Here is a 25,909-nt window from a genome sequence, read left to right on the forward strand (position 1 = left end):
CCCCGGGAAGAAGGAGCGTCCATGCCCGAACTCGTCCCCCTCAAGCGTGCCCTTCTGTCCGTTTCCGACAAGACCGGCCTGATCGATCTGGGCCGTGCCCTGTCCGACCGCGGGGTCGAGATCCTGTCGACCGGCGGATCGGCCAAGGCCTTGAGGGATGCGGGGATCGAGGTGCGCGACGTCAGCGACGCGACGGGCTTCCCTGAGATGATGGACGGCCGCGTGAAGACCCTGCACCCGGCGATCCACGGCGGCCTGCTGGCGCTGCGGGACGATCCGGACCACGCGCAGGCGATGCAGGATCACAGCATCGGCGCGATCGACCTGCTGGTGGTGAACCTCTATCCGTTCGAGGCAACGGTCGCCCGCGGCGCCGACTATGCCGAGGCGGTCGAGAATATCGACATAGGCGGCCCCGCGATGATCCGGGCGGGCGCGAAGAACCACGACTACGTTTCGGTCGTCGTGGATGTCGAGGATTACGACGCCCTCCTGACCGAGCTTTCGCAGAACGACGGCCAGACCCGCCGGTCCTTCCGCCAAACGCTCGCGCAGCGTGCCTATGCCCGCACGGCAGCCTATGACGCGGCCGTATCTTCATGGTTTGCCGGCGCGCTGGACGATCCCGCGCCGCGCCGCCGCGCGGTTGCGGGCACGCTGAAGCAGACCATGCGATATGGCGAAAACCCGCACCAGGCGGCTGCGTTCTATACCGACGGAAGCGACCGTCCGGGCGTTGCGACGGCGGTGCAGCACCAGGGCAAGGAGCTGTCCTACAACAACATTAACGACACCGATGCTGCGTTCGAGCTGATCAGCGAGTTCAGGGACCACAAGCCCACCTGCGTCATCGTCAAGCACGCCAATCCCTGCGGCGTGGCGCAGGCCGACACCTTGGCCCAGGCCTATGCCAGCGCGTTCGACTGCGACCGCACCTCGGCCTTCGGCGGAATCGTCGCCCTGAACCGCGCCCTGGACGAGGAGACGGCCAAGGCGATCACCGGCATCTTTACCGAGGTTGTGATCGCTCCGGGTGCCAATGATGCGGCGCGCGAAATCTTCGCGCAGAAGAAGAACCTGCGCCTTCTGACGACCGGGGGGCTGGCCGATCCGACGGTGGGGGGGCTGCTGTGGAAGCAGGTCTCGGGCGGGTATCTGGTGCAGGACCGCGATACCGGGCGCATGAGCGAGGATGCGTTGAAGGTCGTCACAAAGGTCGCGCCGACGAAGGATCAGATGGTGGATCTGCTGTTCGCCTGGACGGTCGCGAAGCACGTCAAATCGAACGCGATCGTCTATGCCAAGGACAGCGCGACCGTCGGCGTCGGCGCCGGCCAGATGAGCCGCGTGGATTCGACCCGCATTGCCGCCCGCAAGGCGCAAGACATGGCCGAGGCCTTGGGCCTCGACGTGCCGCGCACCAAGGGGTCGGCCGTGGCGTCGGACGCGTTCTTTCCATTCCCCGATGGCCTGATGGCCGTGGCCGAGGCCGGCGCGACCGCCGTGATCCAGCCGGGCGGATCGGTGCGCGACGAAGAGGTGATCGCGGCGGCGAACGATGCGGGCCTTGCGATGGTCTTCACCGGGCAAAGGCATTTCCGGCACTGATGCCCTGGTCTTCGATAAACCTCCTTGGCACGGGGCGGGGGAGCGCATGAGGGTTCTTTGGCGCACCGCTGCGATCGTCTTCGCGCTGGACCAGCTTACGAAGATCCTGGTGGTCCATGCGATGGGACTGATCTCCCGCGGGACATACGAGGTCTGGCCGCCCTTCCTGGTCTTTCGGATGGCGTGGAACCAAGGCGTGAATTTCGGTCTGCTTGCCGGCGATGATGCGACCACGAAGTGGATCCTGATCGGCGTGGCGCTGGCGATCTCGGCCTGGGTGGTCGTGTGGCTGTATCGTGAACGACCGGGCTCGTGGGGTATGGCCTCGGGCGGGCTGCTGGTCGGGGGCGCTGCGGGGAATATCGTGGACCGCCTGCTGTACGGGGCGGTGGCTGATTTTCTCAACATGTCCTGCTGCGGTATCGAGAACCCCTACAGTTTCAACGTCGCCGACATCGCAATTTTCGCAGGCGCTTTCGGGCTGATCCTGTTCACCGGCCGATCGAAGACCGCGTGACCTTGGGGATCGGATCGGATAAAGCCCTGTGCTGAGGCAAGGGGAGACGGACATGAGATCGTTCAACCGCATAGCGGCATTCGTAGCACTGGCTGCCTTGACTGCGTGCGGCAGTGGAGAGCCGGACCTTGTGCGTCTGTCGAACGACGGCCCCGGACCGGACGAGTTCGGGATCGTCCCGAACCGCCCGCTTGAACAGCCCGAGAACCTCAGCGCGCTGCCGCCTCCGACCCCGGGCGGTGCAAATCGCAGCGACCAGAACCCCGTGGCCGATGCGGTCGCGGCGCTTGGCGGGCGGCCCGGCGCCGCCGCTGGACCGGTGCAGGGCCCGCAGCTGATTCAGTATGCAACGCGCTTCGGCGTGAACGAGAACATACGCGGGCAACTCGCGCTGGAAGATCGCGAGTTTCGGACCCAACGCACCGGTCGCGTGCTGGAGCAGGTGTTCAACGTGAACACCTATTTCCGGGCGTACGCGCGTCAGTCGCTGGACCAGTATGACGAGTTGCAGCGCCTGCGGCAGGCTGGCGTCCGCACACCCGCGGCACCGCCCGAGGGGGCCGAGTAGGCGCGCGCCTGACACATGGTTCACGACCGCGTTGCCCGGGTTTCAGGGGGGCGCGAAAAGACCTAACTGCCAAGGAAGACGTCCCCTGAGAGGTTTTCCAGATGTTGCGATTGCTTGCTCCGTTTGCCCTTGCCACGACGACGCTGACGGCCCAGGCCGCCGAGGTGTCGAGCTTCACCCTCGACAACGGTCTGGAGGTGGTGGTGCTGGAGGATCATCGTGCCCCGGTCGTGGTGCACATGGTCTGGTATCGCGTCGGTTCGGCGGATGAGGAGCCGGGCGTGTCGGGCGTGGCGCATTACTTGGAACACCTGATGTTCAAGGGCACCGATGACCTGGAGCCAGGCGAGTTCAGCCGCGTGGTGGCCCAGCAGGGCGGCACCGACAACGCCTTCACCAGCTACGATTACACCGGATATTTCCAGCGCGTCGCCTCGGATCGGCTTGAACTGATGATGGAGATGGAAGCCGACCGGATGCGCGACCTGCAGCTAGACGATCGCGACATCGCGACCGAGCTTCGCGTCGTGCAGGAGGAACGCAACCAGAGGGTTGAGAGCGACCCCGCCGCCCTGTTCTCGGAACAGCGCGACGCGGCGCAATACCTCAACCATCCCTATGGCCGCCCCGTGATCGGCTGGATGGACGAGGTCGAGTCGCTGGAACTGGAGGACGCGGTGTCCTTCTATGAGCGGTTCTATGCCCCCAACAACGCGATCCTGATCGTCGCGGGCGACGTGACCCCCGAAGAGGTGCGCCGCTTGGCCGAGGAGCATTACGGCCCGCTCGACCCATCCGCGGATTTGGAAGAGCGCACCCGCCCGCAGGAGCCGCCGCAAAGGGCCGAGCGTCGCCTGACCTACGAGGATCCGCGCATCGCGCAGCCTTACGTCATCCGCACCTACCTCGCCCCCGAACGGGACGCAGGCGATCAGCGCGAGGCCGCCGCGCTGACGCTTCTGGCGCAGGTGCTGGGGTCGGGGCAGTCCTCCGAGCTGAACAGCCGCCTGCAATTCGGGTCGGGCGAGGCGCTTTACACCAGTGCGTTCTACAACGGCACTTCGCTGGACGACACGACCTTCGGACTGGTCATCGTGCCCGCCCCCGGCGTGTCGCTGGAAGAGGCCGAGGCCGCGCTGGACCGCGAAATCGCGGATTTCCTTGAAGACGGGGTCGACCCCGAACAGCTCGAACGCATCAAGACCCAGATCAGGGCGAGCGAGATCTACGAGGCCGACAGCCCACAATCGTTGGCGAACCGGTACGGTCGTGCGCTGACCTCTGGCCTGACCTTGCAGGATATCGAAGACTGGCCGCGTATCCTTGATGAGATCACGAGCGAGGAGATCGTCGCGGCCGGGCGCCGCGTGTTCGACCGCGACCGCGCCGTCACCGGCTATCTGACCGCCCCAGACGCCGCGCCGGACGAGCCCGTCCAGACCTCTTCCGAGGCGCCCGCCCCGACACCCGACACCACGGAGACCGTGCAATGATCCGTTTCGTCCTGGCCGCGGCCCTTTCGGTCGCCAGCCTGCCCGCCTTCGCCGCCGTCGACGTGCAGGAGGTCACCTCGCCCGGCGGGATCGACGCCTGGTTGGTCGAAGAACCCTCGATCCCCTTCACCGCGCTGGAAATCAGGTTCTCGCCCGGCGCGGCGCTTGACCGCGCGGGCAAGCGTGGATCCGTCAACCTGATGGCGGGATTGCTGGAAGAAGGCACCGGAGATCTGGATGCGCAGGGCTTCGCCGCCGCCCGTGATGCGCTGGCGGCCTCGTTCCGTTACAACGCCTATGACGACGCGGTCAGTGTCTCGGCGCGGTTCCTGACCGAGAACCGGGACGAGGCGGTGGACCTTCTGCGCCGGTCCTTGGTCGAGCCGTCATTCCCCGAGGATGCCGTCACCCGGGTCAAGGACCAGGTCCTGTCCGCCATCGCCAGCGACGCCACCGATCCCAACGCCATCGCGCAGCAATCCTTCGACGCACTGGCATTCGGCGATCACCCCTATGCCGTCCCGGTCGAGGGCACGGCGGAGACGGCCGCTTCCCTGACCCGTGAAGACGTTGTGCAGGCCCACCGCGATACGCTGGTGAAGGACAACCTTTATGTCGCGGCGGTGGGCGATATCACGGCCGAGGATCTGGGCACGCTTCTGGACGACCTACTGGGCGATCTGCCGCAATCGTCGGACGTGGCGCAACCGGGCGATGCCGGCTGGAACATTGATCCGGGCGTCGAGGTCGTGCGCTATGACACCCCGCAATCGGTCGTCGTCTTCGGCCACGAGGGGATAGAACGCGACGATCCGGACTTCTTCGCCGCATATGTCGCCAACGAGATCTTCGGTGGCTCCGGCTTCAACTCCCGCCTGATGGAAGAAGTGCGCGTCAAACGTGGCCTGACCTACGGGATCGGCACCTACCTTGCCCCGATGGAATACGCCGAATATGTCGGCGGGCGCGCGGCTTCGGCCAACAGCAGCGTGGGCGAGCTGGTCGACGTGGTTCAGGCGGAATGGGGCAACGTTGCCGTCGGGATCACGGCGGAAGAACTGGACGAGGCCAAGACCTACCTGACCGGCGCGTATCCGCTGCGCTTCGACGGCAACGCGAACATCGCGTCGATTCTTGTGGGGATGCAGATGGACAGGCTGCCGACGTCCTATATCGACACCCGCAACGACAATATCGAGGCGGTGTCGCTGGACGATATCCGCCGGGTCGCGGCCCGGATCTATCGCCCCGAAGACCTGTCCTTCGTCGTCGTCGGCCAGCCCGAGGGCCTGGGCGAAGACGGCTGACACCCGGTGCACCCGGCTTGGCCCGGGTGCCATACCCAAAGTTTTCCACATTTCGCGGTCCGTTCAGGCGTGCTATCGATAGTGCCATGACCGCTCACGACCGCAATATCTCCCGCCCTGTCATACGGCAGTTGGACGAATCGGCCATCAACCGCATCGCTGCGGGTGAGGTGGTCGAACGCCCTGCCTCGGCCGTGAAGGAACTGGTCGAGAATGCGCTGGATGCCGGGGCGACCCGGATCGGCATCGACTATGCGGATGGCGGCAAGACCCTGATCCGCGTCAGCGATGACGGTTGCGGCATGGGGGCGGATGAGCTGCCGATGGCGCTGTGCCGCCATGCGACCTCGAAGATCGACGGGTCGGACCTGCTGAACATCCGGTCTTTCGGGTTCCGGGGCGAGGCGCTTCCTTCCCTGGGCGCCGTGGGGCGCCTGACCGTGACATCACGCGAGGCCGGGGGCGATGGCGCGTGCCTGTCCGTCACCGGCGGCCGGACCGACCCGGTGAAGCCGGCCGCGATCACCAAGGGCACGGTGGTCGAACTGCGCGACCTATTCTTCGCGACGCCCGCGCGCCTGAAGTTCCTGCGCAGCGACCGCGCCGAAGCGCAGGCCATTGGCGATGTCATCAAGCGGCTGGCCATGGCCGAGCCCTTCGTGGGCTTCTGCCTGCGCGACGTCTCGGGCGGGGGCGAGGGGCGCGAGGTGTTCCGCGTCGACCCCGCGACGGGCGACCTGTTCGACGCGCTGCACACCCGGCTGGGCAAGGTCATCGGACGCGACTTCGCCGAGAACGCGCTGCCCATCGACGCGGTGCGCGAGGACGTGACGCTGACGGGCTATGCCGCGCTGCCCACATTCTCGCGCGGGGCGGCGACACACCAATACCTGTTCGTGAACGGCCGCCCGGTGCGGGACAAGCTGCTGTATGGGGCCCTGCGCGGGGCCTATGCCGACTTCCTCAGCCGCGACCGCCATCCCGTCGCCGCCCTGTTCGTCGAGGTCGACCCGGCCCGCGTCGACCAGAACGTCCACCCCGCCAAGACCGAGGTGCGCTTTCGCGAGCCCGGCGTGGTGCGCGGCCTGATCGTCTCGGCCCTGAAGCACGCGCTGGGGCAGGCGGGGCACCGCGCCTCGACCACCGTCGGGGCCGCGACATTGGGGGCCTTCCGCCCCGAACCGTCCGAACCGCGCGTCTATCAGATGGACCGCCCCCGATCCGCTTCGATCCCAAGGCCCGCGCCGCAGCAAGGCTTTGCCGAGACCGCCAATGTCTTCGCCCGCGTGGACGACGTGGTCGAACCGCCCAAGTCCCCCGATGCCGCCCCGCAACGCGACCCCACCGAGTTCCCCCTGGGCGCCGCACGCGGGCAGGTGCACGAGAACTACATCATCGCCCAGACGGCCGACGGCATGGTCATCGTCGACCAGCACGCGGCGCATGAACGTCTGGTATATGAAAAGCTCAAGCGCCAGATGGCCGAGAATGGCGTCCCGGCCCAGGCGCTGCTGATCCCCGAGATCGTGGACATGGGCGAAGGGGACGCCGCCCGCCTGCTGGAAATCGCGGACGACCTGTCCCGCGCCGGTTTGACGATCGAGCCGTTCGGCGGCGGTGCCGTGGCGGTGCGCGAAACGCCTGCCATCCTGGGCGAAGTGAACGCCGAAGCCATCCTGCGCGACATCGTGGACGAACTGGACGATCTGGGCGCGTCGATCGGCGTGACCCAGCGGATCGAGGCGGTGCTCAGCCGGATGGCCTGCCACGGCTCGATCCGGTCGGGGCGGCGGATGCGCGGGGACGAGATGAACGCCCTCCTGCGCGAGATGGAGGCCACGCCCCATTCCGGGCAGTGCAACCACGGCCGCCCCACCTATGTCGAACTCAGGCTGTCGGATATCGAACGCCTGTTCGGGCGCACCTGATGCAGCCCCTGCTCGACCGCGCACTGGCAGACCCGATCCTTGTGATCGGCCTCGGTCTGGTCGTCCTCCTCCTTCTCGCATCGATCTGGCGCGCCAGCCGTTCGGCCCGGACCGCTGACGCGCTGGCCGAGGAGCTGCGCCGGATGGGCCGCGACATGCAGTCCCTGGGCGCGGGGCAGTCGCAGCTTTCAGGATCCCTCCAGACCGTCAGCGATACGACCTCGCAGGCCCAGCTGAGGATGCTGCAGACTGTCGAAAGCCGCCTGGCCGAGGTGCAGCGGCAGATGGGCGAACGCATGGCCGAAAGCGACCTGCGCCTGCGCGAAACGCTGCACGGACAGACGCAGCGCACGTCGACCTCGCTGACGCAGCTGCAGGAACGGCTGGCGGTCATCGACAAGGCGCAGGACAACATCACCAAACTGTCCGGCGACGTGCTGTCGTTGCAGGATATCCTGTCCAACAAGCAAAGCCGCGGGGCGTTCGGGGAAATACAGCTGCACGACATCGTGTCGAAGGCGCTGCCGCCGGACGCCTATACGTGGCAGGCCAAGCTGCCCAACGGCACCCGCGCCGATTGCCTGATCCACCTCCCGCAGCCCCCGGGCCCCATCGTGATCGACGCGAAGTTCCCGTTGGAGGCGTACGAGGCCTATGTCTCCGCCGAGACCCCGGATGCGCAAAAACGCGCGCTGACCCAGTTCGGTCAGGCCATGCGCAAGCACATCCGCGACATCGCCGAAAAGTACATCATCGCCGGTGACACAGCGGACGGCGCGCTTCTGTTCCTGCCCTCCGAAGCCGTCTATGCCGAGCTTCACGCCCGCCTGCCTGCCGTTGTGCGCGAAGGGTTCGAGGCGCGGGTCTGGATCGTGTCGCCCACGACCTGCATGGCCACCCTGAACACCATGCGCGCGATCCTGAAGGACGCCCGGATGCGCGATCAGGCCGGCGCGATCCGCAAGGAGCTTGCGCTTTTGCACGGCGACATCGACCGCCTGGGCGACCGGGTTGGCAATCTCGACCGCCATTTCGAGCAGGCGCGCAAGGATGTCGAGCAAATCCGGATCTCGTCCGAGAAGGCCGGCAAGCGGGCCGGGCGCCTGCACAACTTCGATTTCGAGGACTCTGTCAGCGATCAACCGACTGCGCTGGCGCGCGACTGAAGGGCGAGCAGGTCGGGCCGGCTGGGGTGCCAAGGCGGATCGACCTGGAATTCTCGTTCACGGGGAACACAACGTCCCTTCATGTCATTAGACATATGCGTCTTGAATCAACCCCGTATTTGTCCCTGATCGCCGAGACACTATGGAAGCGTTTGTCTACCTGACTGTTGTCTTGGGCCTCGTCCTGGCAGCGTTGTTCGTGCGATGGAAATTTCTGTCGTTCGGGGGGCAACGCCCGAACGAGTATCTGGGCCTGGGCCCGGATTTCGATCCACGCACCCATCTAAGCGGCAAGATGATCTGCGATGGCGCGATCTTCGGTCCGACCGGGCGCATGACCTCGCGGTTCAGGGGCGAGGTGCACGGCACATGGACGGGTCAGGCGGGGTTCATTGCGCTGGACTTCATGTTCGACGGCGGGGCGGCGCAGCACCGTGAATGGCATCTCAGATTGTCCGATACCGGCCTGATCGAGGCTGAGGCCGAGGATACCGAAGGCGTCGGCAAGGGTAGCATTGTCGGTCCGGTCATGCAGATGCAGTACACGATCGTGCTTCCGCAAGATGCGGGCGGTCACAAGCTGAAGGTTGTCGACTGGATGTACCTCACCGAAGCGGGGACAATTCTGAACCGCAGCCAGTTTCGCAAGGGCGGCCTTCTGGTCGCCGAACTGATTGCGACGATCCGGCCGGACTAGGATGGTTCCGGCCGGCGGTTGTCCGCGTGACGCCCGGTCCGCTAAGCTAAGCGGTCTACGCGGTCCACATGCTGCGCGTTCTCACGGACCAAGGCGATGAAGTCATCCACCGCGTCCTTCCCCGACGGGGCCGCCTGAACGCCTGGGGGGAAGGTTCCCGCTGCGACCCCCTCAACCGCGCGTGCAACGGGTTGGGACACCAGGCGCGACATCGCACTGCCGCGTGAGTCACCGTGGGCGTCCATCACCCATGTCTTATGATAAACATCCCGCCCGTCTCGCGCCGCGCGGAGGTCCACGACCATGACCACGCGATCCGCCTCGCCGTCGCCGTAGGAATGGTCGGCCCACAGTTGGGACGACATTTCCCTCAGGCGATCTTCGCTCGCGGTCTCGACCTCGGTGAAGATGGGGCGCCACGCGTCGGACCAGCCCCCCAGACGAAGGGTGCCGCGCACGAAATCGCGCGTGTCCCATGCTGGATCAAAGCCGTATTCGGCCAGGAAGGGCAGGGAATCGCGGTTGGGGTAAACCTCGAATGTCTCGGGCCGGGGCAACGGCGCCTCGAAGGTCGACAGGGCATCCCACGGCCGCGCGACGTCCCGCACCTGCCCGTTTTTCAGCGATCGCGAGGGGGAGCGCAGGGCCTTCAGAACGCCCAGCGGCGACCAGGAAAACTTATAGCGGAACTCGTTCGCGACCGCTGGAACGCCGCCGCAATAGCTCAGGAAATGCAACTGGTTCGCCGGATCGAAGGTCGCATCGGTGTGATAGTCCCGCATCAGGTCATGCGCGAACAAGTGGTCAATCCCCGGGTCTAGGCCGATTTCGTTGACCACCGCCACGCCCGCTTCATGCGCCGCAGAGTCCAGCGCACGCATCTCGGGTGCGATATACGAAGACGAGACGAAATGCGCGCCGGCGTCGATCGCGGCCGTGGCCAGCGGGACATGATGGTCCGCCGGCAGCATCGACACCACGACGTCCCCAGGGGAAAGTGCCGCCGTGAGATCAGCCATGTCGAAGGGGCGTATGGCATCGGTCAGATCGCCGACTGCGGCCTGCGCCTTGTCGACTGTCCGGTTCCATACCGTGACCCCGTGCCCGTCCAGGATCAGCCTGCGCAATCCCGGTACCGTCGACAGCCCTGTACCGCACCAGTGGATGGTCATGTCGCTCCCCTTCTTCATCCTTGTAAAAAATACCCTCCCCGAAGGGCCGCGATTCTACGGGGCCAGACGTCCGACATGGTCGCGAAACGTCTTGTCTGCCCGGACCCAGACATCGCCCTCGGGTACCCCCAAAGTCGCCAGATGCTTCAGAAGCTGGCCTGCGAAGTCGACCGAGCTTTCGACCGGCAGCATCGATGGCAGGTTGTCGATCGCCATCACGTCCAGGGGGGGCGTCTCATACACCCGCACCACGGGGGCGGACCAGTCAGTCGCCCGGTCGTAGACCCGGATCGGATTGAAATCCGACGCGGGGTCGCAGGCGATGTCGCCGATCACACCCAGCGTGCGGGGGCGCGTCGGGGTGTCCTCGGGGACGAAGACCGGGCAGCCGGGCCCGGCCAGAATGCAGTTGAGGAAGATCGCATGGTCCAGAACCTCGGGGAAGGGGCCGCCATGTCGCGTCTCTTCGACATCCCACAGGGTCGTTCCGATCCCCAGACGGTCGCACAGATCGGCCGCCCCGGTGCCGACGCGCCCCTTCGCCCCCACGATCAGGGCATCCGGGCGGGGGATCGCGTCTCGGTTCAGCAGGTGGTCGAGCTCGGCGACCAGCGCCTCGGCCGAGCTATAGGGCGCGATCGGGGGACAGGGGGTGCCCTGCATCTGGGCGGCGTACGCCATGACTGACACGGCGGCCCCCACGAAGCCGGCCCAATAGCCGAAGGCCGCAACGCGCCGGCCGTCCTCGTCCGTTAGGTATTCCAGGTCCAGTAGCCGTCCGCCGCCATTGGCGAACCGGCTTAGCAGCCGGGCGCCGTCGGTCTGGCCCTTGTAGGCATGGCCGAACATGATGTGCGTATGCGGCAAGGGCGTGCCGTCATCGGGCAGCTCCTTCAGGCCGAAGATGTAGGCGTCCCGGGGGGCGTCCGGCCATGACCCGGCCGTGGCGCGCTCCGCCCCGGCGTCCAGATAGGGTCGAAGCGGAAGCGTGCGGGACGGGCTGTCTTCCACCGTGACGCGGAATCCCTGCCGGATCAGGTGCGCGACGCCGTCGGACGTGATGCCGACGCGATCCTCGTTCGGACGGCTTTCGGCCCGGATCCATAAGTGGGGCATTGGCGTCGACCTTTCAGTAATGCGTCCGCGCGTCCGGCCGCCCGTCAAGGTGCGGTGCCACGTTGAATTGCGACATCATCATGCCTTGAGGCCGAACGTGGAAGCGGTGAATCGAGGTGTTCAAAATTGGCATCAGGACATGCGCCAACCTGTCGGTATCCAGCCCCAGGACATGGCGCAGCGCCATGCCGACCACGCCGCCCGAGGTCACGCACAGCACGCGTCGCCCCGGCTCGGCGGCCTCCACCAGAACGGAGGTGATCCGCGCCTCGAAATTGGCGAAGCTCTCGTCGCCCTGGATCTCGGCGGCGTGCCACGCGCGCAGGACCTGCGGGACATGTTCGGGAAACCCGGCCTGACTTGGCACCGGAACGCCATGCGCGGCTTCCAGTGCCTGCCCGAGGTTGAAATAATCCATCTCGTTCAGGCGAGCATCCTGCGTGGCGTTCACGCCCATCCCGTCGGCCGTCTCGCGATGGCGGCGCAGGGTGCCGCAGACGACCTTGTCGAACGGCCTTTCATTTTCACGCATCCATTGGCCCAGCCACGCGGCCTGTTGATGGCCAAGCTGGCTCAGGCGGTCGTAATCCGCCTCGTTGTCGGCGTGGCTGTTGGCCTGTCCGTGCCGGACCAGAACGATCTCGCCCATGGTGCCTCCTCTGGGATGGGTGCGGGGTATCCGGCATGGAACGGCTTGCCAAGGTGCGGTTGCATCGATCGGGTGCCGTAGGGTCGCACGACGACCGCGGCGCTTGACGGCGCGGGGAATAACGGCAGGCTGTCAGAAGTGATGCCGAAATGGCGGGCAGGACCGGAACGTCGGTCGAGGGAGGAGTTAAGGTGAGCGAGGCAGAGGTCTCCATCCCCGCGCTGCTGGCGCGGAATTCGCAGCGATATGGCACGCGCGCGGCCTATCGCGAGAAAGAGTTCGGGATTTGGCAAAGCTGGACCTGGGCCGAGACTGCGGCCGAGATCGAGGCCCTGGCACTTGGTCTGATCGACCAGGGGTTGGGGGTTGGCGAACACGTCATCATCTCGGGGCGGAACCGTCCGGGCCTGTACTGGGCGATGGTCGCGGTCCAATCCGCCGGTGCCATCCCCGTGCCGATCTATCAGGACGCCGCCGTCGAGGAGATCGGCTATCAGCTGGAGCATTCCGGCGCCGTCATGGCCATTGTCGGCGATCAGGAGCAGGTGGACAAGATCACCGATGCGGCCGGGGACGGCACGCCCCTGCGCAAGATCGTTTACCTCGATCCCCGCGGCCTTCGGAAGTACGACCACGCCAAACTGATGCCCTATACCGACGTGCAGCAGGCCGGACGCGATGCCAAGGATCGTCTGGGGCCCGAACTGGACAAGCGGCGCAGCGCGCCAAGCTATGACGACACCTGCATCATGCTGTATACGTCCGGAACCACGGGGCGCCCCAAGGGCGTGGTCCTGTCGAACCGCAACGTGATCGAGACGGCCAAGAATTCCTGCACCTTCGACAAGCTGACCGAGAAGGAAGATATCCTGGCCTATCTGCCGATGGCGTGGGTGGGCGACTTCATCTTCTCGGTCGGGCAGGCCTATTGGGCGGGGTTCTGCGTGAACTGCCCGGAAAGCCCCGACACGATGCAGCAGGACCTGCGCGAGATCGGGCCGTCCTACTATTTCGCCCCGCCCCGCGTGTTCGAGACTCAGCTGACCAACGTGATGATCCGGATGGAGGACGCAGGCGGGCTGAAGCGGCGGATGTTCCACTACTTCATGGATCACGCGCAGAAGGTCGGGCCGAAGATCCTGGACGGTGAAGAGGTCAGCGCGTCCGACCGGATGAAGTACCGGATCGGCGAGGCGCTGGTCTACGGCCCGCTGAAGAACACGCTGGGCTTTTCGAACATCCGCGTGGGCTATACCGCAGGCGAGGCGATCGGCCCCGAGATCTTCGACTTCTACCGGGGGCTGGGGATCAACCTCAAACAGCTCTACGGGCAGACCGAGGCGACGGTGTTCATCACCCAGCAGCCCGACAACGAGGTGCGGTCCGATACCGTGGGCGTGCCGTCGCCCGGGGTCGAGCTGAAGCTGGGCGACAATGGTGAGGTCTTCTATCGCAGCCCCGGCACCTTCGTCGAATACTACAAGAACCCTGAATCCACCGCCGACACCAAGGACCCCGAAGGATGGGTCGCCACCGGTGACGCGGGCTTCATCGAAGAAGGTTCGGGCCATCTGCGCATCATCGACCGCGCCAAGGACGTGGCCAAGTTGTCGACGGGCCAGATGTTCGCGCCCAAATATGTCGAGAACAAGCTGAAGTTCTTCCCCAATATCCTAGAAGCCGTGGTCTTCGGCGCCGGGAAGGACCGCTGCATGGCGTTCCTCAACATCGACCTGGCGGCCGTGGGCAACTGGGCCGAGCGCAACAATATCAGCTATGGCTCGTATCAGGAGCTGTCGCAGCACCCCAAAGTGCTTGAGATGATGCGCGAGCACGTGGCCGAGACGAATGAAAGCGTGGCCCAGGACGACATGCTGTCAGGCTGCCAGATCCACCGCTTCCTTGTGCTGCACAAGCAGCTGGATGCGGATGACGGCGAGCTGACGCGCACCCAGAAGGTCCGGCGCAAGGTGATCGGCGAGAAGTTCGAGGAGCTGGTCGACGCGCTCTATTCCGGCAAGGACGAGATCTACACCGAGACGGAAGTGACCTACGAGGACGGGCGCAAGGGCAAGATCAAGGCGACGCTGAAGATCCAGGACGCCAAGACCTTCCCCACGGGGACGAATGTGCGGGAGGCCGCGGAATGAAAGACACCCAGGACAGCTATGTCACGGCGGACGGCCGCACCATCGGCGGCACCATGCTGGACTTGCGCAACATCACGCTGCGCTTCGGCGGGGTGGAGGCGATCAAGAACATCAGCTTCGACGTCCGCGAAGGCGAAATCCGCGCCATCATCGGACCGAACGGCGCGGGCAAGTCCAGTATGCTGAATGTTATCAGCGGGTTCTACGTGCCTCAGGAAGGCGAAGTCTGGTTCCGCGGCGAGAAACGCAAGCCGATGAAGCCGTTCCGGGTGGCGCGCAACGGGATCGCACGGACGTTCCAGAACATCGCCCTGTTCGAGGGGATGACCGTTCTGGACAACGTGATGACCGGGCGGCTGAATGACATGAAAGCTGGGATGCTGAGCCAGGCCCTGTGGTTCGGCAAGGCCGAGCGGGAGGAGAACGAGAACCGCGAACGTGTTGAAAGGATTATCGATTTCCTGGAGATTCAGCACATCCGCAAGGTCCCGGTGGGGCGGCTGCCGTACGGTCTGAAGAAGCGGGTCGAGCTGGCGCGCGCGCTGGCGGCCGAGCCCGATCTTCTGCTTCTGGACGAGCCCATGGCCGGCATGAACGTCGAGGAGAAGGAGGACATGAGCCGCTATATCCTTGATGTGAATGACGAAATGGGCACGACCATTGCCCTGATCGAGCATGACATGGGCGTCGTCATGGACCTGTCGGACCGGGTCGTTGTGATGGATTATGGCCGCAAGATTGGCGACGGTACCCCTGACGAGGTGCGCAACAATCAGGAAGTCATCGACGCCTATCTGGGCGTGGCGCACGAATAACCCGTCGGATTTTCGCCGGGCGCGGGTCGGACATCCGTCGGGCCTGCGTCGGGCCTTTGCCGGGCAACGGCCGGACGCCCGTCGGGCATTTGTCGGACATCTGTCGGGACAGGGTGCCGCGCCGCGGCCTGCGCCCGGAACGCAACAGGCCCGTCGATGCGTTGTCCCTTCGAACCACGAAGGAGATACGACAATGGCCGATCTGACCTGGGCAAAGAAAACCCTCGCCGACATTCTGGGCGAAGATCGCGGTCTGCCCGACTGGGCGGGAGAGATGGTCGCGAAGTTCACGCAAGAAGACCTGAATGGGTTGCACCCGAAAGAGCGCGAGGCGGTGATGTCCGCGTTCGGGCGCAAGGCCCGCGAAAGCCGCAATGCGCGGCAAACCGATTTCCATTCGGGCGGCGACAACCGCCCTGCTTGGGTCGAGGGCGATATCGATTGGGGCCTGCGAGCGGCGCGCGCCGCGCTGGAGGATCAGGCACCGGGCGAGCGGTCGGCCAAGGCGACCGAGCTTCTGGGCGATTGCGAATGCCCCTCGGCCGTCGGGCCCAATCCGGGCCGCGATACCAGCACGCCGGGCACCGAAAAATACTGAATTCCGCCGGGTGATCCGCTGCGCCGGAACAAGTGCCGGTGCGACGGGTTGCCCCATCATAGCGTACCGGGCCGCCATTCGACCCCGATTTTTATCGAGTTCCCGACGGCCGGGGTAAACGGGCTAGAGGAGATAGTGATGAGTGATACAAGTTCAGGAGGCCAGACCGGGCGCGACGAGGCGCAACGGCAGGCCCACACCATGGCTGACGATGCGCGCGATGCGGGCAACGAAGCGTACCGCACCGTCAGGGACGAAGCCGGCCGTCAGGCCGATCACGCGCAAGGACGCGTGGCGTCCGAAGCGGGCAACGTTGCCGATGCGTTGCGCAAGGCGGCCGAGGCAAGCCGCGATGGATCGCCGCAGGAACGGACGTTCGGGCAGGTCGCCGATGCGATGGCCGACGTCTCGGAGGCGATCGAGCGCAAGGACCTTGGAGAGCTGATGGATGACGCGAGCGATTTCGCCCGCCGCAATCCGGTGGCCTTCCTTGGCGGTGCAGCCCTTCTTGGGTTCGCTGCGTCGCGGTTCGCCAAAGCCAGCAGCCACCGTAGCCCCAAGACCGATTACGTGGGCGACGGCAGCGGATCCGGCATGGGCGGATCGGGCAGCAGCTACGAGGGATCGCGTCACGGCGCCGCCCCCCTTCCGCCGCGTGACCCCGTTCCGGCGGCCGCGCCCAACCCGCCAGGCTCGACCGGCGGCCCGACGAGGGAGCTTCCGTGATGTCAGACCATAACGACACCACCCCCCGCACCGAGAACCAGTCGACCATGACGCTGGTGCGCGAGGCGCTGACCCATGTGTCCAGCCTTGTGCGCAGCGAAGTCGACCTGGCCCGCACCGAGGTCAGCGAGAACATCAACAAGGCCGTGGGCGCGCTGATCGCGCTGGCGGTCGCGCTGGTCTTCGCCATCGTGGCGCTGAACACACTGTCGGCCGCGCTGGTCGGCTGGGTCGCCAACCTGACCGGCCTTGGCGCCGGCTGGGCGTCGCTGATCGTGGCGGTCGTGTTCGCGATCATAGCGATGATCTTCCTGTCCAAGGGGCGCAGCGACCTGAAGGCGCGCAGTCTCGCGCCGACGCGCACCGCCGCGAATGTGCAGCGTGATGCCAACACCGTCCGGGAGGCGACGAAATGAGCGACAGATCCTCGAAAGACATCGAACGCGAGATCGAAGAGGAACGCTCGGGGCTGGATTCCACGCTGAGCGAACTGACGGATCGGTTCGACGCGAATTACATCGTCAAGCAGATCACCGACACGTTGCGCGGCAATGGCGGCGAGATCGGCCGGTCCGTGCAGCGCGCGGTGAAGGAAAATCCGCTGGCGCTGGCGGTCACCGGCGTGGGCCTTGGCTGGCTGATCTTCGGTCAGGGGCGCGACCCCGATGACCGCAGGCCGGTGGACCATGCTCTGCCGCGTGCGTCGGACGTCAACGAGCCGCTGCACCCGGCCACCCGTCCGCAGATGCGGGCCGAGCCCGACTGGACCCGTCCCGACCCGGACGAGTTCGTCACGCCCGGCGATTTCGACGACGGCCCAAGCAAAGGCGACCGTGCGAAGGGGGCGGCCCATGATGCCGGTGCCCGGATGCAGCATGGGGCAGACCGGATGCGTGAAGGCGCGTCGGCGCGGGCCGCTGCGGCGCGTGCGCGCAGCGAACGGATGCAGGAGCGTCTGTCGCGGGGCACCGAACACCTGGGCGATGCCTCCCGCGAGCGGGTCATCCGCGCCCGCCGCCGTGCGATGGAAGCGCGCGACTCGGCCAGTCGTGGTGCGCGGCGCGGCGCCGACCGGGCCGCCGACTTCTTTGAAGAGCAGCCGCTGGTCGCCGGGGCGCTGGCCCTTGCGCTGGGGGCCGCGCTAGCGGGTGGCCTGCCGCGGTCGCGGACCGAGGACCGTTATCTCGGCGAGCAGAGCGACAACCTGATGGACGAGGCCGAGCGGATCTATCGCGAGGAGTCGCAGAAGGCGAAGTCGGTTGCTCAGGCCGCTGGTGAAGAAGTGCGCGACATCGCCAACGAAGAGCGCGACGCCGCCGACCGGACCGCACCGGGCGAGGAGACCGCTGCCTCGGCCGCGCGGAAGGAGGCCGAGGATGCCGCCCGCCGCGTGAAGGACCGGGCCGAGGACGAGGCGGAGCGTCAGGATCTGGGCAACCCCCGGACCTGACGGTGCCGACATGAATGTGGGGGAGAGGGCGCTTCGGCGCCCTCTTTCCGTTGCGGCATCGCGTCCAAGACGTAATTGCCGGTTGATTACGCGATAGGGCGCGGCAACACTGATCCCCGGAGGAGACTTTGGGAGGAGTCGAACGATGCCGGACCAGTTGTTGTTCGCGATCGAGGTGACGCTGAACGGCCTGATGGCGGGTGTTCTCTATGCGCTGGTGGCGCTGGGGTTCGTGCTGATCTTCAAAGCGTCGGGGATTTTCAACTACGCCCAGGGCGTCATGGCCCTGTTCGCAGCGCTGACGCTGGTGGGGATCATGGAAGGGCAGGTGCCGTTCGAGCATCTGATCAACGCCACGCTGGGCACCGAGATCCACGGCTTCGGCTGGTCGGTGCCCGCGCTGTTCGCCATCATCCTGACCATGGTGGTGATGGTCCTGTTCGCCTGGGCGGTGAACTGGCTGGTGCTGCGGCACCTGGTCAACCAGGAGCCGATCATCCTGTTCATGGCGACCATCGGCCTGGCCTATTTCCTGGAAGGGCTGGGCGACATGATGTGGGGGTCGGACATCAAGACGCTGGATGTCGGGCTGCCGCAAGGTCTGAACACCACCATCGACGACATGACCTACAACATGTTCGGCTACGGCTTCTATATCGACAACCTCGACATCGCGGCGACGCTGATCGCGGTCGTGCTGGTGACGGTGCTGGTCGCGTTCTCGCAATACACCAAGCAGGGGCGGGCCCTGCGCGCGGTGGCCGACGACCACCAGGCGGCGCTGTCGGTGGGGATCAGCCTCAACTTCATCTGGGTGCTGACATGGTCCATCGCGGGCTTCGTGGCGCTGGTTGCCGGGATCATGTGGGGCGCGAAATCGGGCGTGCAGTTCAGCCTGTCGCTGATCGCATTGAAGGCGCTGCCGGTCTTGATGCTGGGGGGCTTCACTTCGATCCCCGGGGCCATCGTTGGCGGGCTGATCATTGGCGTGGGCGAGAAGCTGTTCGAATTTCTGGTGGGGCCGCTTGTGGGCGGCGCGACCGAGAACTGGTTCGCCTATGTGCTGGCGCTGATCTTCCTGGTGTTCCGCCCGCAGGGGCTGTTCGGCGAAAAGATCATCGAAAGGGTTTGACGGTGCGGATCGTCGCTGGGGCGACGACCCGGCCTCCGGCGGGGGTATTTGGACAAGGATGAAGCGGGGCGTGACCTGGATGGGGCTGGTGGTGTTCGGCGCGGGCGCGGTATTGGCGGGGTTGGTGACCGTCGATGCGCTGATCGTGGCGGCGGCCTGCGAGGGCGCCCAGTGCGAAGCGGCGAAATCGGGGCTGACACAGGCGGGGTTCGTCGCGCTGGTGATGGCATCCATGGCGATTCTGGCGTGGAAACGTCTGAGGGCGCCCGCGTGAAGATGCTGAGCCAGACGCTGAGCCTTGTGGGACTTCTGGCCGTGGCCGCGCTGATCGCGGTGATCGTGCAGGCGGTCCGGGCAGGGACGGTTCCGTGGCTGAACGCCTTGGGCGTGATGGTATTCGCGGGACTGTGCTTTTGGGGCGCGGCCCGCGTGAAGGGAGGGAGATAGGAATGCTTTATCGCGAGGCAGGTGATTTCAAGACGAGCTACGCCGACGACAGCCAGACGTTCCCGATCCGGCTGGATCGGCGGGCCTACTGGGCGCTGATGGTCGTCGCGTTGGCCGTGGTGCCGTTCGTGGTCAACGATTACTGGGTGAACGCGATTTTCCTTCCCCTTCTGATCTATGCCATCGCGGCGCTGGGGTTGAACATCCTTACGGGGTATTGCGGGCAGGTCAGCCTTGGCACCGGGGGGTTCATGGCGGTAGGCGCGTACAGCGTCTACAAGCTGATGACTGCGTTTCCGGACATCAATATTGCCATTCATGTTGTCTTGGCGGGGTTCGTCACCGCCGCGGTGGGAATGCTGTTCGGGCTGCCCAGTCTGCGGATCAAGGGGTTCTATCTGGCGGTCGCGACTCTGGCCGCGCAGTTCTTCCTGGTGTGGCTGTTCAACCGGGTGCCGTGGTTCTACAACTACTCGGCCTCGGGGCAGATCAACGCGCCCGAGCGGACGCTGGCGGGGTTCCGGATCACCGGTCCCGAGACGCAAGCCTGGGCGACCTATCTGTTCTGCCTTGTCTTCGTGCTGGCCAGCGCCTGGATCTGCCGGAACCTGACCCGCGGGTCGATTGGGCGAAAATGGATGGCGATCCGCGACATGGACATCGCGGCCGAGATCATCGGGGTGGATCCCCTGCGCGCCAAATTGTCGGCCTTCGGCGTGTCGTCCTTCTTCATCGGGATCGCCGGCGCGTTGTTCTTCGCGGTCTATCTGGGCGCGGTCGAGGTGGGCGAGGCGTTCGGGATTAACAAGTCGTTCCTGGTGCTGTTCATGATCATCATCGGGGGGCTGGGCTCGATCCTGGGCAGCTTCCTCGGGGCCGCGTTCATGGTGCTGATGCCGGTGCTTTTGAAGAACGTGCTGGTAGGCGGCCTGGGCTGGCCCACCGACTTGGCGGCGCATCTGGAGTTCATGATCGTCGGCGGCCTGATCATCTTCTTTCTGGTGGTCGAGCCGCACGGCATGGCGCAGCTGTGGCGCGTGACGAAGGAAAAATTGCGGATATGGCCGTTCCCGCACTAGGGTCGGTTCATCGGGCCGAAACGGTCCACAGGAAAGACGCCCGCCAACGGGCGCAACCGGGAGGAAAGACATGAAAAGACTGATCACGGCGGTTGCCTTGACCGCCACGCTTGCAGGCCCCGCGATGGCCGAGCTGGTGTTTCCCAACCTCAGCTACCGGACGGGGCCCTATGCCGCCAACGGCATCCCCTTCGCCGACGGCTATGCCGATTACTTCACGCTGATCAACGAGCGCGACGGCGGTGTCGGCGGTGAGATGATCAACATGATCGAGTGCGAAACCGGCTATAACACCGAGAAGGGTGTGGAGTGCTATGAGTCGACGAAAGGCCAAGGCGCGTTGCTGTATCAACCGCTGTCGACGGGCATCACCTATCAGTTGATCCCCCGCGTCTCGGCGGACGGCATCCCGATGCACACGCTTGGATACGGCCGGACGAGCGCATCGCAGGGCGAAGTCTTTAAGTGGATCTTCAACTATCCCGCGACCTATTGGGACGGCGCCTCGGTCGCGATCAAGTACCTGATGGACGAGAATGGCGGCGACCTGTCGGGCAAGAAGATCGGGCTGGTCTACCACAACTCGGCCTACGGGAAGGAGCCGATCCGCACCCTGACCGAATTGTCCGAAATGCACGGGTTCGAGCTTTTGGAACTGCCCGTCGATCATCCTGGGCAGGAGCAACGGTCGACCTGGGTGCAGGTGCGCCAGCAGCGGCCTGATTACGTGATCATGTGGGGATGGGGCGTCATGAACCAAGTCGCCATCCAGGAGGCCGTGAATATCCGCTTTCCGATGGAGAACTTCATCGGCATCTGGTGGTCCGGATCCGAGAACGACGTGATGCCCGCGGGCGAGCGTGCGAACGGTTACAAGGCGCTGAACTTCCACGCGGTGGGCGATGACTTCGAACTCTATGACGATCTGGAAGAATATGTCTGGTCTGCAGGTCTGGGCGCCGGTGCGGGCGATCAGCATGGGACGGTCCTGTATAACCGTGGCCTCTATGCCGCGATGATCGCCGTGGAGGGTGCGAAGAAGGCGCAAGAGATCCACGGCGTCAGCGCCATCACCCCCGCGCAGATGCGTGACGGCATGGAGCAGCTTGCGCTGACCGAGGAAAGGATGGCCGACCTGGGTCTTGCCGGCTTCGGCCCGACCTTCGAGGCGTCCTGTACCAACCACGGCGGATCGGGGCGTGCCGCGATCAACCAGTGGAACGCCGAGACGGGCGAATGGGAGGTTCTGACCGACTATATCCAGTCGAACCAGGACCTGATCGAGCGCCTCGTCGAAGAGGACGCGATGGCCTACGCCGAAGAGAACAACATCGAACTGCGGTGCCAGGACTGATGTGATCCTTCCCCGGGCGGCGGTCGGTCGCCCGGGGACCATTCCGGGGAGGAGAGTGCGATGAGCGTGACCGAGGCCCAGACGCTGGACCGGCCCGGCGGAGCGGACGACGCGCCGCTGCTGGAGGTCAACAATATCGAGGTGATCTACAATTCGGTCATCCTCGTGCTGAAGGGCGTGTCCCTGAGCCTGAAGAAAGGCGGGATCACGGCGCTTCTGGGGGGCAACGGCGCGGGCAAAACGACGACGCTGAAGGCGATCTCGGCGTTGCTGAGATCGGAGCGGGGGGAGGTCACCAAGGGATCGATCCTCTATCGCGGCGAGAAGGTGCAGGACCTGAACCCGTCCGAGTTGGTCAAGCGGGGCGTCATCCAGGTGATGGAGGGGCGGCACTGCTTCGAGCACCTGACCGTGGAGGAGAACCTGCTGACCGGCGCCTATACCCGTGGTGACGGCCGGGCGAAGGTCGAGGCGGATCTCGAACTGGTCTATACCTATTTCCCGCGCCTGAAGGAGCGGCGGAAGAGCCAGGCGGGATACACCAGCGGCGGAGAGCAGCAGATGTGCGCCATCGGCCGCGCCATGATGGCCCGGCCCGAGACGATCCTGCTGGACGAGCCGTCCATGGGCTTGGCGCCGCAGCTGGTCGAGGAAATCTTCGGCATCGTGAAGGATCTGAACGAGCGTGAGGGCGTGAGCTTCCTGCTGGCCGAGCAGAACACCAACGTGGCGCTGCGCTTTGCCCATCAGGGATATATCCTGGAATCAGGGCGGATCGTGATGGATGGCAAGGCCGACGCGTTGCGCGAGAACCCGGACGTCAAGGAGTTCTATCTTGGCATGTCGGACGAAGGACGGCGGTCGTTTCGCGACACCCGCTCGTACCGGCGGCGAAAGAGGTGGCTGAGCTGAGTGGGGATTTTCGCGGGCGAAAATCCGCCTCCGGCGGGGGTATTTGGTCAAGGGTGAATGAAGGGGGCGTTATTCCGTAACGTCCCCTTGTTATTGAGAGACGGCCGCGAAAGAGCCGATAAGGGAGAGATGAGGATGACCGACGATCTGGAGTTTCGCGACGCCGCGGCACGGGACGCCGCGCTGGCCGAGGTTCTGCCGGTGCAAGTGGCGCGGGCGCAGGGTCTTTCGGGGTATGGCTTGGCCGGCGTGGACGCAGCGGGCGTGACGGACCGGGCCGCGTTGGCGGCGCTGCCGGTGCTGCGCAAGTCCGACCTGATCGCGGCCCAGAAGGACGCGCCGCCTCTTGGCGGGCTGACGGGGCCGATTTCGGGGTTCACCCATGTCTTCCAGTCGCCCGGCCCGATCTACGAGCCGGGCAAGATCGACGGCGACTGGTTCCGCATGGCCCGGTTCCTGCGCGCCTGCGGGATCGGGACCGACGATATCGTGCAGAACTGCTTCGGCTATCACCTGACGCCCGCGGGCATGATGTTCGAAAGCGGCGCGCGGGCGGTGGGGGCGACCGTGCTGCCCGCCGGGACGGGCCAGACCGAGCTTCAGGCGAAAGCGGCGGCGCAGCTTGGGATCACCGCCTATGCCGGCACGCCGGATTACCTGAAGGTGATCCTGGAAAAGGCGGACGAGTTGGGGCTGACGCTGGGGATCACGAAGGCCGCCGTCTCGGGCGGGGCGCTGTTCCCGTCGCTGCGCGAATGGTACCGCGATCGCGGGATCGCGTGCCGGCAGTGCTATGCGACCGCGGACCTGGGCAACATCGCCTATGAGAGCGAGGCGATGGAGGGGCTGATCGTCGACGAGGGCGTGATCGTCGAGATCGTGACCCCCGGCACCGGCGATCCGGTGCCGGAGGGCGAGGTCGGCGAGGTCGTCGTGACCACGTTGAACCCCGATTACCCGCTGATCCGCTTCGCCACGGGGGACCTGTCGGCAGTGCTGCCCGGCCAGTCACCCTGCGGGCGGACCAACATGCGCATCAAGGGCTGGATGGGGCGCGCGGACCAGACGGCGAAGATCAAGGGGATGTTCGTCCGGCCCGAACAGGTGGCCGATCTGGTCGCCCGCCATCCCGAGGTATCCCGCGCCCGCGTCACCGTCACCCGCGAAGGGGAAGCCGATGCCATGCATGTCGCGCTGGAAACGGACGCGCCCGCGGGCGGCTATGAGGACAGCGTGCGCGACGTGCTGAAACTGCGCGGGACGGTCGAGACGGTTGCACCCGGCAGCCTGCCGCGCGATGGCAAGGTCATCGACGACCAGAGACACTACGACTGACACGAAGGAGCCCGCCCATGCGCGCCGTTATCACTGCCCTTGCCCTCTCGCTCGTCACGGGTCCCGCCCTGGCCGATGAGGTCGCGCTGTTGATCGGGAACGACCGATACGACGCGCTGGACAGGGTCGAGGCCGCGCGCGGGATCGACGATGCAGGGGCCGCGCTGCGCCGGGCCGGGGTGGAGGTGATCACGCTCGAGGATGCGGACCGGGGGGCGATCTTCGATGCGGTTCGGCGGTTCGAAGGGCGGATCGACGAGGCCGATGCGCTGGCCGTCGGTCTGGTCGGGCGCTTTGCCGAGGTCGGGGGCGAGACGTGGTTCCTGCCTGCCGATGCCCAAGGCGCCAGCCCCGTGGATGCCGCGGCGTCGGGGATGCCGCTGTCGTTGCTGGCAGAGTTGTTGGGCGAAATGCCCGGTCGCGCGGTCATGGTGCTGGGCGCGCCCGGGGAGGTTGGCGATATCGACCTGCCCCAAGGTGTGATGCTGGCTCAAGGAGAGCCCGATGCGGCGCTGCGCTATATCGAGGATCGACTGGCCCAGCCCGGCGCGCGTCTGACCGGGGCCGAGGACATGAGCTTCGACGGGTTCGTCAGCAACTCGCTGGTGTTCATTCAGCAGGATCAACCGGCTGCCACGCCTACCGCGCCGGCCAACGATGCCGAAGCCGCCTATTGGGCGCTGACCCAGCAGCGCGATAACGCCGACGCCTATGCCGCTTATTTGTCGCGCTATCCCGACGGGCGCTATGCGACCGAGGCGCAGGCCGAACTGGATCGCCAGAGCCAAAGCCCCGAGGAGCAGCTTGCCAGCGCCGAAGAAGCGCTGGGCCTTGGGCGCGACGCGCGGCAGGCCGTTCAGCGCGATCTGTCGGTCTTGGGCTACGACACGCGCGGGATCGACGGAATTTTCGGGTCGGGCACGCGTGGCGCGATCCGTGGGTGGCAGCAAAGCCGCGGGTTCGAGCCGACAGGCTATCTGACCCAAGCTCAAGTCGATGCTCTGGATGCGCAGGGGGCCGAGCGGCGGGAGGCGCAACGCGCACAGGACGAGGCGCTTTGGGCCGAGATGGGCCAGGAACGGTCCGAGGCCGAGTTGCAGGCCTATCTGGAACGGTTCCCTGGCGGATTCCATGCCGAGGAGGCGAACCGGCTTCTGACCGAAATCCGCAACAGTCAGGCTGCCGACGATGGCGCGACCGAGCGGGAGCGTCAGATCTGGCGCGCAACCCAGCAGGAGAACAGCGCTGACGGGTATCGCCGCTATATTGCCGCGTTCCCGGATGGGGAGTTCGTGGGCGCGGCGCGCGCGGCGATCGCCGGCCTTGAAGGGCAGGTGCAGCAGCCGCAACAACCTCAGCAACAGTCGCCCATTCAAGCCCCTGCGCCGCAGGACAGCGCCAATGCGCAGGAAGAGGCACGTCTTGGCCTGACGCCGATCACCCGCCGCGCGGTCGAGACGCGACTGGAGGCGCTGGGCTTCCAACCGGGGGCCGTGGACGGCACCTTCGATCAACAGACCCGCGCGGCGCTGCGCCGGTATCAACAAAGCGCGGGACTGCCGCAGACGGGGTATGTGAATCAGGTCACTGCAGTCCGGCTGCTGGCCGACACCCTGCGCGATGTCCTGCGGTGAGTTGGGGCGCTAACATCGAATGCTTCCATCGCCGCACGGGGTGCGATAGATCCGGT

At 65.8% G+C, this 25,909-nt stretch carries 25 protein-coding genes; 22 read left to right on the forward strand and 3 right to left on the reverse strand.

The features are described 5' to 3' along the window. Positions 1 to 21 precede the first annotated feature (21 nt). The 8 genes from purH to PAA8504_RS05855 all read left to right on the forward strand — a co-directional run bounded on the left by purH (position 22) and on the right by PAA8504_RS05855 (position 9,284). A complete protein-coding gene (gene purH / locus PAA8504_RS05820; RefSeq protein WP_108893212.1) occupies positions 22 to 1,608 on the forward strand; it encodes a bifunctional phosphoribosylaminoimidazolecarboxamide formyltransferase/IMP cyclohydrolase in 1,587 nt (528 codons plus the stop codon). 46 nt (positions 1,609 to 1,654) lie between these two features. Further along, positions 1,655 to 2,125 carry a signal peptidase II gene (lspA, locus tag PAA8504_RS05825; RefSeq protein WP_108893213.1) on the forward strand — a complete coding sequence of 157 codons (471 nt, stop codon included), beginning with the start codon at positions 1,655 to 1,657 and terminating at the stop codon, positions 2,123 to 2,125. A gap of 52 nt (positions 2,126 to 2,177) precedes the next feature. Then, positions 2,178 to 2,693, forward strand: coding sequence for a DUF3035 domain-containing protein (locus PAA8504_RS05830; RefSeq protein ID WP_108893214.1), 516 nt, complete (start codon positions 2,178 to 2,180; stop codon positions 2,691 to 2,693). Between the two features lie 101 nt (positions 2,694 to 2,794). Further along, a complete protein-coding gene (locus PAA8504_RS05835) occupies positions 2,795 to 4,186 on the forward strand; it encodes a M16 family metallopeptidase (RefSeq protein WP_108893215.1) in 1,392 nt (463 codons plus the stop codon). Beyond that, positions 4,186 to 5,493 (forward strand): M16 family metallopeptidase, encoded by a 1,308-nt coding sequence (locus tag PAA8504_RS05840; RefSeq protein ID WP_370739681.1) that lies wholly within the window; start codon positions 4,186 to 4,188, stop codon positions 5,491 to 5,493. Before PAA8504_RS05835 ends, PAA8504_RS05840 begins: the two co-directional genes overlap by 1 nt. 86 nt (positions 5,494 to 5,579) lie before the next feature. Next, complete coding sequence (gene mutL, locus PAA8504_RS05845; RefSeq protein WP_108893217.1) at positions 5,580 to 7,421, forward strand: DNA mismatch repair endonuclease MutL; 1,842 nt, start codon at positions 5,580 to 5,582, stop codon at positions 7,419 to 7,421. After that, complete coding sequence (locus PAA8504_RS05850; protein WP_108893218.1) at positions 7,421 to 8,587, forward strand: DNA recombination protein RmuC; 1,167 nt, start codon at positions 7,421 to 7,423, stop codon at positions 8,585 to 8,587. The genes mutL and PAA8504_RS05850 overlap by 1 nt, the downstream gene beginning before the upstream one ends. A gap of 142 nt (positions 8,588 to 8,729) precedes the next feature. Further along, complete coding sequence (locus PAA8504_RS05855; RefSeq protein ID WP_245897532.1) at positions 8,730 to 9,284, forward strand: DUF3833 family protein; 555 nt, start codon at positions 8,730 to 8,732, stop codon at positions 9,282 to 9,284. Positions 9,285 to 9,325: 41 nt separating this feature from the next. Here PAA8504_RS05855 and PAA8504_RS05860 read toward each other — a convergent pair whose 3' ends face one another. The 3 genes from PAA8504_RS05860 to PAA8504_RS05870 are packed head-to-tail and all read right to left on the reverse strand — an operon-like array spanning position 9,326 to position 12,221. Continuing rightward, entirely contained in the window at positions 9,326 to 10,456 is a 1,131-nt protein-coding gene (locus tag PAA8504_RS05860) for a saccharopine dehydrogenase family protein (protein ID WP_108893219.1), read from the reverse strand. 54 nt (positions 10,457 to 10,510) lie between these two features. Continuing rightward, positions 10,511 to 11,572, reverse strand: a complete 1,062-nt coding sequence (locus tag PAA8504_RS05865; RefSeq protein WP_108893220.1) for a saccharopine dehydrogenase — start codon at positions 11,570 to 11,572, stop codon at positions 10,511 to 10,513. A 13-nt stretch (positions 11,573 to 11,585) separates the two neighbouring features. Further along, complete coding sequence (locus tag PAA8504_RS05870) at positions 11,586 to 12,221, reverse strand: histidine phosphatase family protein (protein ID WP_108893221.1); 636 nt, start codon at positions 12,219 to 12,221, stop codon at positions 11,586 to 11,588. Positions 12,222 to 12,370: 149 nt separating this feature from the next. Here PAA8504_RS05870 and PAA8504_RS05875 point away from each other — a divergent pair, with 149 nt between their 5' ends. The 14 genes from PAA8504_RS05875 (at position 12,371) to PAA8504_RS05935 (ending at position 25,853) form a co-directional block, all read left to right on the forward strand. Next, positions 12,371 to 14,371 (forward strand): AMP-binding protein, encoded by a 2,001-nt coding sequence (locus tag PAA8504_RS05875; RefSeq protein ID WP_108893222.1) that lies wholly within the window; start codon positions 12,371 to 12,373, stop codon positions 14,369 to 14,371. Continuing rightward, positions 14,368 to 15,186, forward strand: coding sequence for an ABC transporter ATP-binding protein (locus tag PAA8504_RS05880; RefSeq protein WP_108893223.1), 819 nt, complete (start codon positions 14,368 to 14,370; stop codon positions 15,184 to 15,186). The genes PAA8504_RS05875 and PAA8504_RS05880 overlap by 4 nt, the downstream gene beginning before the upstream one ends. Positions 15,187 to 15,379: 193 nt before the next feature. Then, positions 15,380 to 15,784, forward strand: coding sequence for a hypothetical protein (locus tag PAA8504_RS05885; RefSeq protein ID WP_108893224.1), 405 nt, complete (start codon positions 15,380 to 15,382; stop codon positions 15,782 to 15,784). A gap of 138 nt (positions 15,785 to 15,922) precedes the next feature. Beyond that, the gene (locus tag PAA8504_RS05890; protein WP_108893225.1) at positions 15,923 to 16,510 is read left to right on the forward strand and encodes a hypothetical protein; all 588 of its coding nucleotides are present in this window, start codon (positions 15,923 to 15,925) and stop codon (positions 16,508 to 16,510) included. Then, positions 16,510 to 16,926, forward strand: a complete 417-nt coding sequence (locus PAA8504_RS05895) for a phage holin family protein (RefSeq protein ID WP_108893226.1) — start codon at positions 16,510 to 16,512, stop codon at positions 16,924 to 16,926. Before PAA8504_RS05890 ends, PAA8504_RS05895 begins: the two co-directional genes overlap by 1 nt. Next, complete coding sequence (locus PAA8504_RS05900; protein WP_108893227.1) at positions 16,923 to 17,960, forward strand: DUF3618 domain-containing protein; 1,038 nt, start codon at positions 16,923 to 16,925, stop codon at positions 17,958 to 17,960. Before PAA8504_RS05895 ends, PAA8504_RS05900 begins: the two co-directional genes overlap by 4 nt. Positions 17,961 to 18,105: 145 nt before the next feature. Further along, positions 18,106 to 19,092, forward strand: a complete 987-nt coding sequence (locus PAA8504_RS05905) for a branched-chain amino acid ABC transporter permease (RefSeq protein WP_108893228.1) — start codon at positions 18,106 to 18,108, stop codon at positions 19,090 to 19,092. A 58-nt stretch (positions 19,093 to 19,150) separates the two neighbouring features. After that, entirely contained in the window at positions 19,151 to 19,366 is a 216-nt protein-coding gene (locus PAA8504_RS05910; RefSeq protein WP_146190455.1) for a hypothetical protein, read from the forward strand. Further along, positions 19,363 to 19,539 (forward strand): hypothetical protein, encoded by a 177-nt coding sequence (locus tag PAA8504_RS22005; RefSeq protein ID WP_181375709.1) that lies wholly within the window; start codon positions 19,363 to 19,365, stop codon positions 19,537 to 19,539. The genes PAA8504_RS05910 and PAA8504_RS22005 overlap by 4 nt, the downstream gene beginning before the upstream one ends. A gap of 2 nt (positions 19,540 to 19,541) precedes the next feature. Next, positions 19,542 to 20,618, forward strand: a complete 1,077-nt coding sequence (locus PAA8504_RS05915) for a branched-chain amino acid ABC transporter permease (protein ID WP_108893230.1) — start codon at positions 19,542 to 19,544, stop codon at positions 20,616 to 20,618. Between the two features lie 70 nt (positions 20,619 to 20,688). Next, entirely contained in the window at positions 20,689 to 21,972 is a 1,284-nt protein-coding gene (locus PAA8504_RS05920; protein WP_108893231.1) for an ABC transporter substrate-binding protein, read from the forward strand. Positions 21,973 to 22,032: 60 nt separating this feature from the next. Beyond that, on the forward strand, positions 22,033 to 22,884 hold the full coding sequence (locus PAA8504_RS05925) for an ABC transporter ATP-binding protein (protein ID WP_108893232.1): 852 nt from the start codon (positions 22,033 to 22,035) through the stop codon (positions 22,882 to 22,884). A gap of 135 nt (positions 22,885 to 23,019) precedes the next feature. Continuing rightward, a complete protein-coding gene (locus PAA8504_RS05930) occupies positions 23,020 to 24,219 on the forward strand; it encodes a phenylacetate--CoA ligase family protein (protein WP_108893233.1) in 1,200 nt (399 codons plus the stop codon). A gap of 17 nt (positions 24,220 to 24,236) precedes the next feature. Next, the gene (locus PAA8504_RS05935; protein WP_108893234.1) at positions 24,237 to 25,853 is read left to right on the forward strand and encodes a peptidoglycan-binding domain-containing protein; all 1,617 of its coding nucleotides are present in this window, start codon (positions 24,237 to 24,239) and stop codon (positions 25,851 to 25,853) included. Positions 25,854 to 25,909: the final 56 nt, after the last annotated feature.

Source organism: Palleronia abyssalis (assembly GCF_900302445.1).
Lineage (GTDB): Bacteria > Pseudomonadota > Alphaproteobacteria > Rhodobacterales > Rhodobacteraceae > Palleronia > Palleronia abyssalis.

Coding starts and splice junctions, on each gene's coding strand:
- PAA8504_RS05850 (WP_108893218.1), top strand. CDS start 7,421: ATGCAGCCCCTGCTCGACCGCGCACTGGCAGACCCGATCCTTGTGATC.
- PAA8504_RS05915 (WP_108893230.1), top strand. CDS start 19,542: ATGCTTTATCGCGAGGCAGGTGATTTCAAGACGAGCTACGCCGACGAC.
- purH (WP_108893212.1), top strand. CDS start 22: ATGCCCGAACTCGTCCCCCTCAAGCGTGCCCTTCTGTCCGTTTCCGAC.
- PAA8504_RS05925 (WP_108893232.1), top strand. CDS start 22,033: ATGAGCGTGACCGAGGCCCAGACGCTGGACCGGCCCGGCGGAGCGGAC.
- PAA8504_RS05865 (WP_108893220.1), bottom strand. CDS start 11,572: ATGCCCCACTTATGGATCCGGGCCGAAAGCCGTCCGAACGAGGATCGC.
- PAA8504_RS05920 (WP_108893231.1), top strand. CDS start 20,689: ATGAAAAGACTGATCACGGCGGTTGCCTTGACCGCCACGCTTGCAGGC.
- PAA8504_RS05885 (WP_108893224.1), top strand. CDS start 15,380: ATGGCCGATCTGACCTGGGCAAAGAAAACCCTCGCCGACATTCTGGGC.
- PAA8504_RS05910 (WP_146190455.1), top strand. CDS start 19,151: ATGAAGCGGGGCGTGACCTGGATGGGGCTGGTGGTGTTCGGCGCGGGC.
- PAA8504_RS05835 (WP_108893215.1), top strand. CDS start 2,795: ATGTTGCGATTGCTTGCTCCGTTTGCCCTTGCCACGACGACGCTGACG.
- PAA8504_RS05895 (WP_108893226.1), top strand. CDS start 16,510: ATGTCAGACCATAACGACACCACCCCCCGCACCGAGAACCAGTCGACC.
- PAA8504_RS05870 (WP_108893221.1), bottom strand. CDS start 12,221: ATGGGCGAGATCGTTCTGGTCCGGCACGGACAGGCCAACAGCCACGCC.
- mutL (WP_108893217.1), top strand. CDS start 5,580: ATGACCGCTCACGACCGCAATATCTCCCGCCCTGTCATACGGCAGTTG.
- PAA8504_RS05830 (WP_108893214.1), top strand. CDS start 2,178: ATGAGATCGTTCAACCGCATAGCGGCATTCGTAGCACTGGCTGCCTTG.
- PAA8504_RS05880 (WP_108893223.1), top strand. CDS start 14,368: ATGAAAGACACCCAGGACAGCTATGTCACGGCGGACGGCCGCACCATC.
- PAA8504_RS05930 (WP_108893233.1), top strand. CDS start 23,020: ATGACCGACGATCTGGAGTTTCGCGACGCCGCGGCACGGGACGCCGCG.
- PAA8504_RS05935 (WP_108893234.1), top strand. CDS start 24,237: ATGCGCGCCGTTATCACTGCCCTTGCCCTCTCGCTCGTCACGGGTCCC.
- PAA8504_RS05875 (WP_108893222.1), top strand. CDS start 12,371: ATGGCGGGCAGGACCGGAACGTCGGTCGAGGGAGGAGTTAAGGTGAGC.
- PAA8504_RS05860 (WP_108893219.1), bottom strand. CDS start 10,456: ATGACCATCCACTGGTGCGGTACAGGGCTGTCGACGGTACCGGGATTG.
- PAA8504_RS05900 (WP_108893227.1), top strand. CDS start 16,923: ATGAGCGACAGATCCTCGAAAGACATCGAACGCGAGATCGAAGAGGAA.
- lspA (WP_108893213.1), top strand. CDS start 1,655: ATGAGGGTTCTTTGGCGCACCGCTGCGATCGTCTTCGCGCTGGACCAG.
- PAA8504_RS05855 (WP_245897532.1), top strand. CDS start 8,730: ATGGAAGCGTTTGTCTACCTGACTGTTGTCTTGGGCCTCGTCCTGGCA.
- PAA8504_RS05905 (WP_108893228.1), top strand. CDS start 18,106: ATGCCGGACCAGTTGTTGTTCGCGATCGAGGTGACGCTGAACGGCCTG.
- PAA8504_RS05890 (WP_108893225.1), top strand. CDS start 15,923: ATGAGTGATACAAGTTCAGGAGGCCAGACCGGGCGCGACGAGGCGCAA.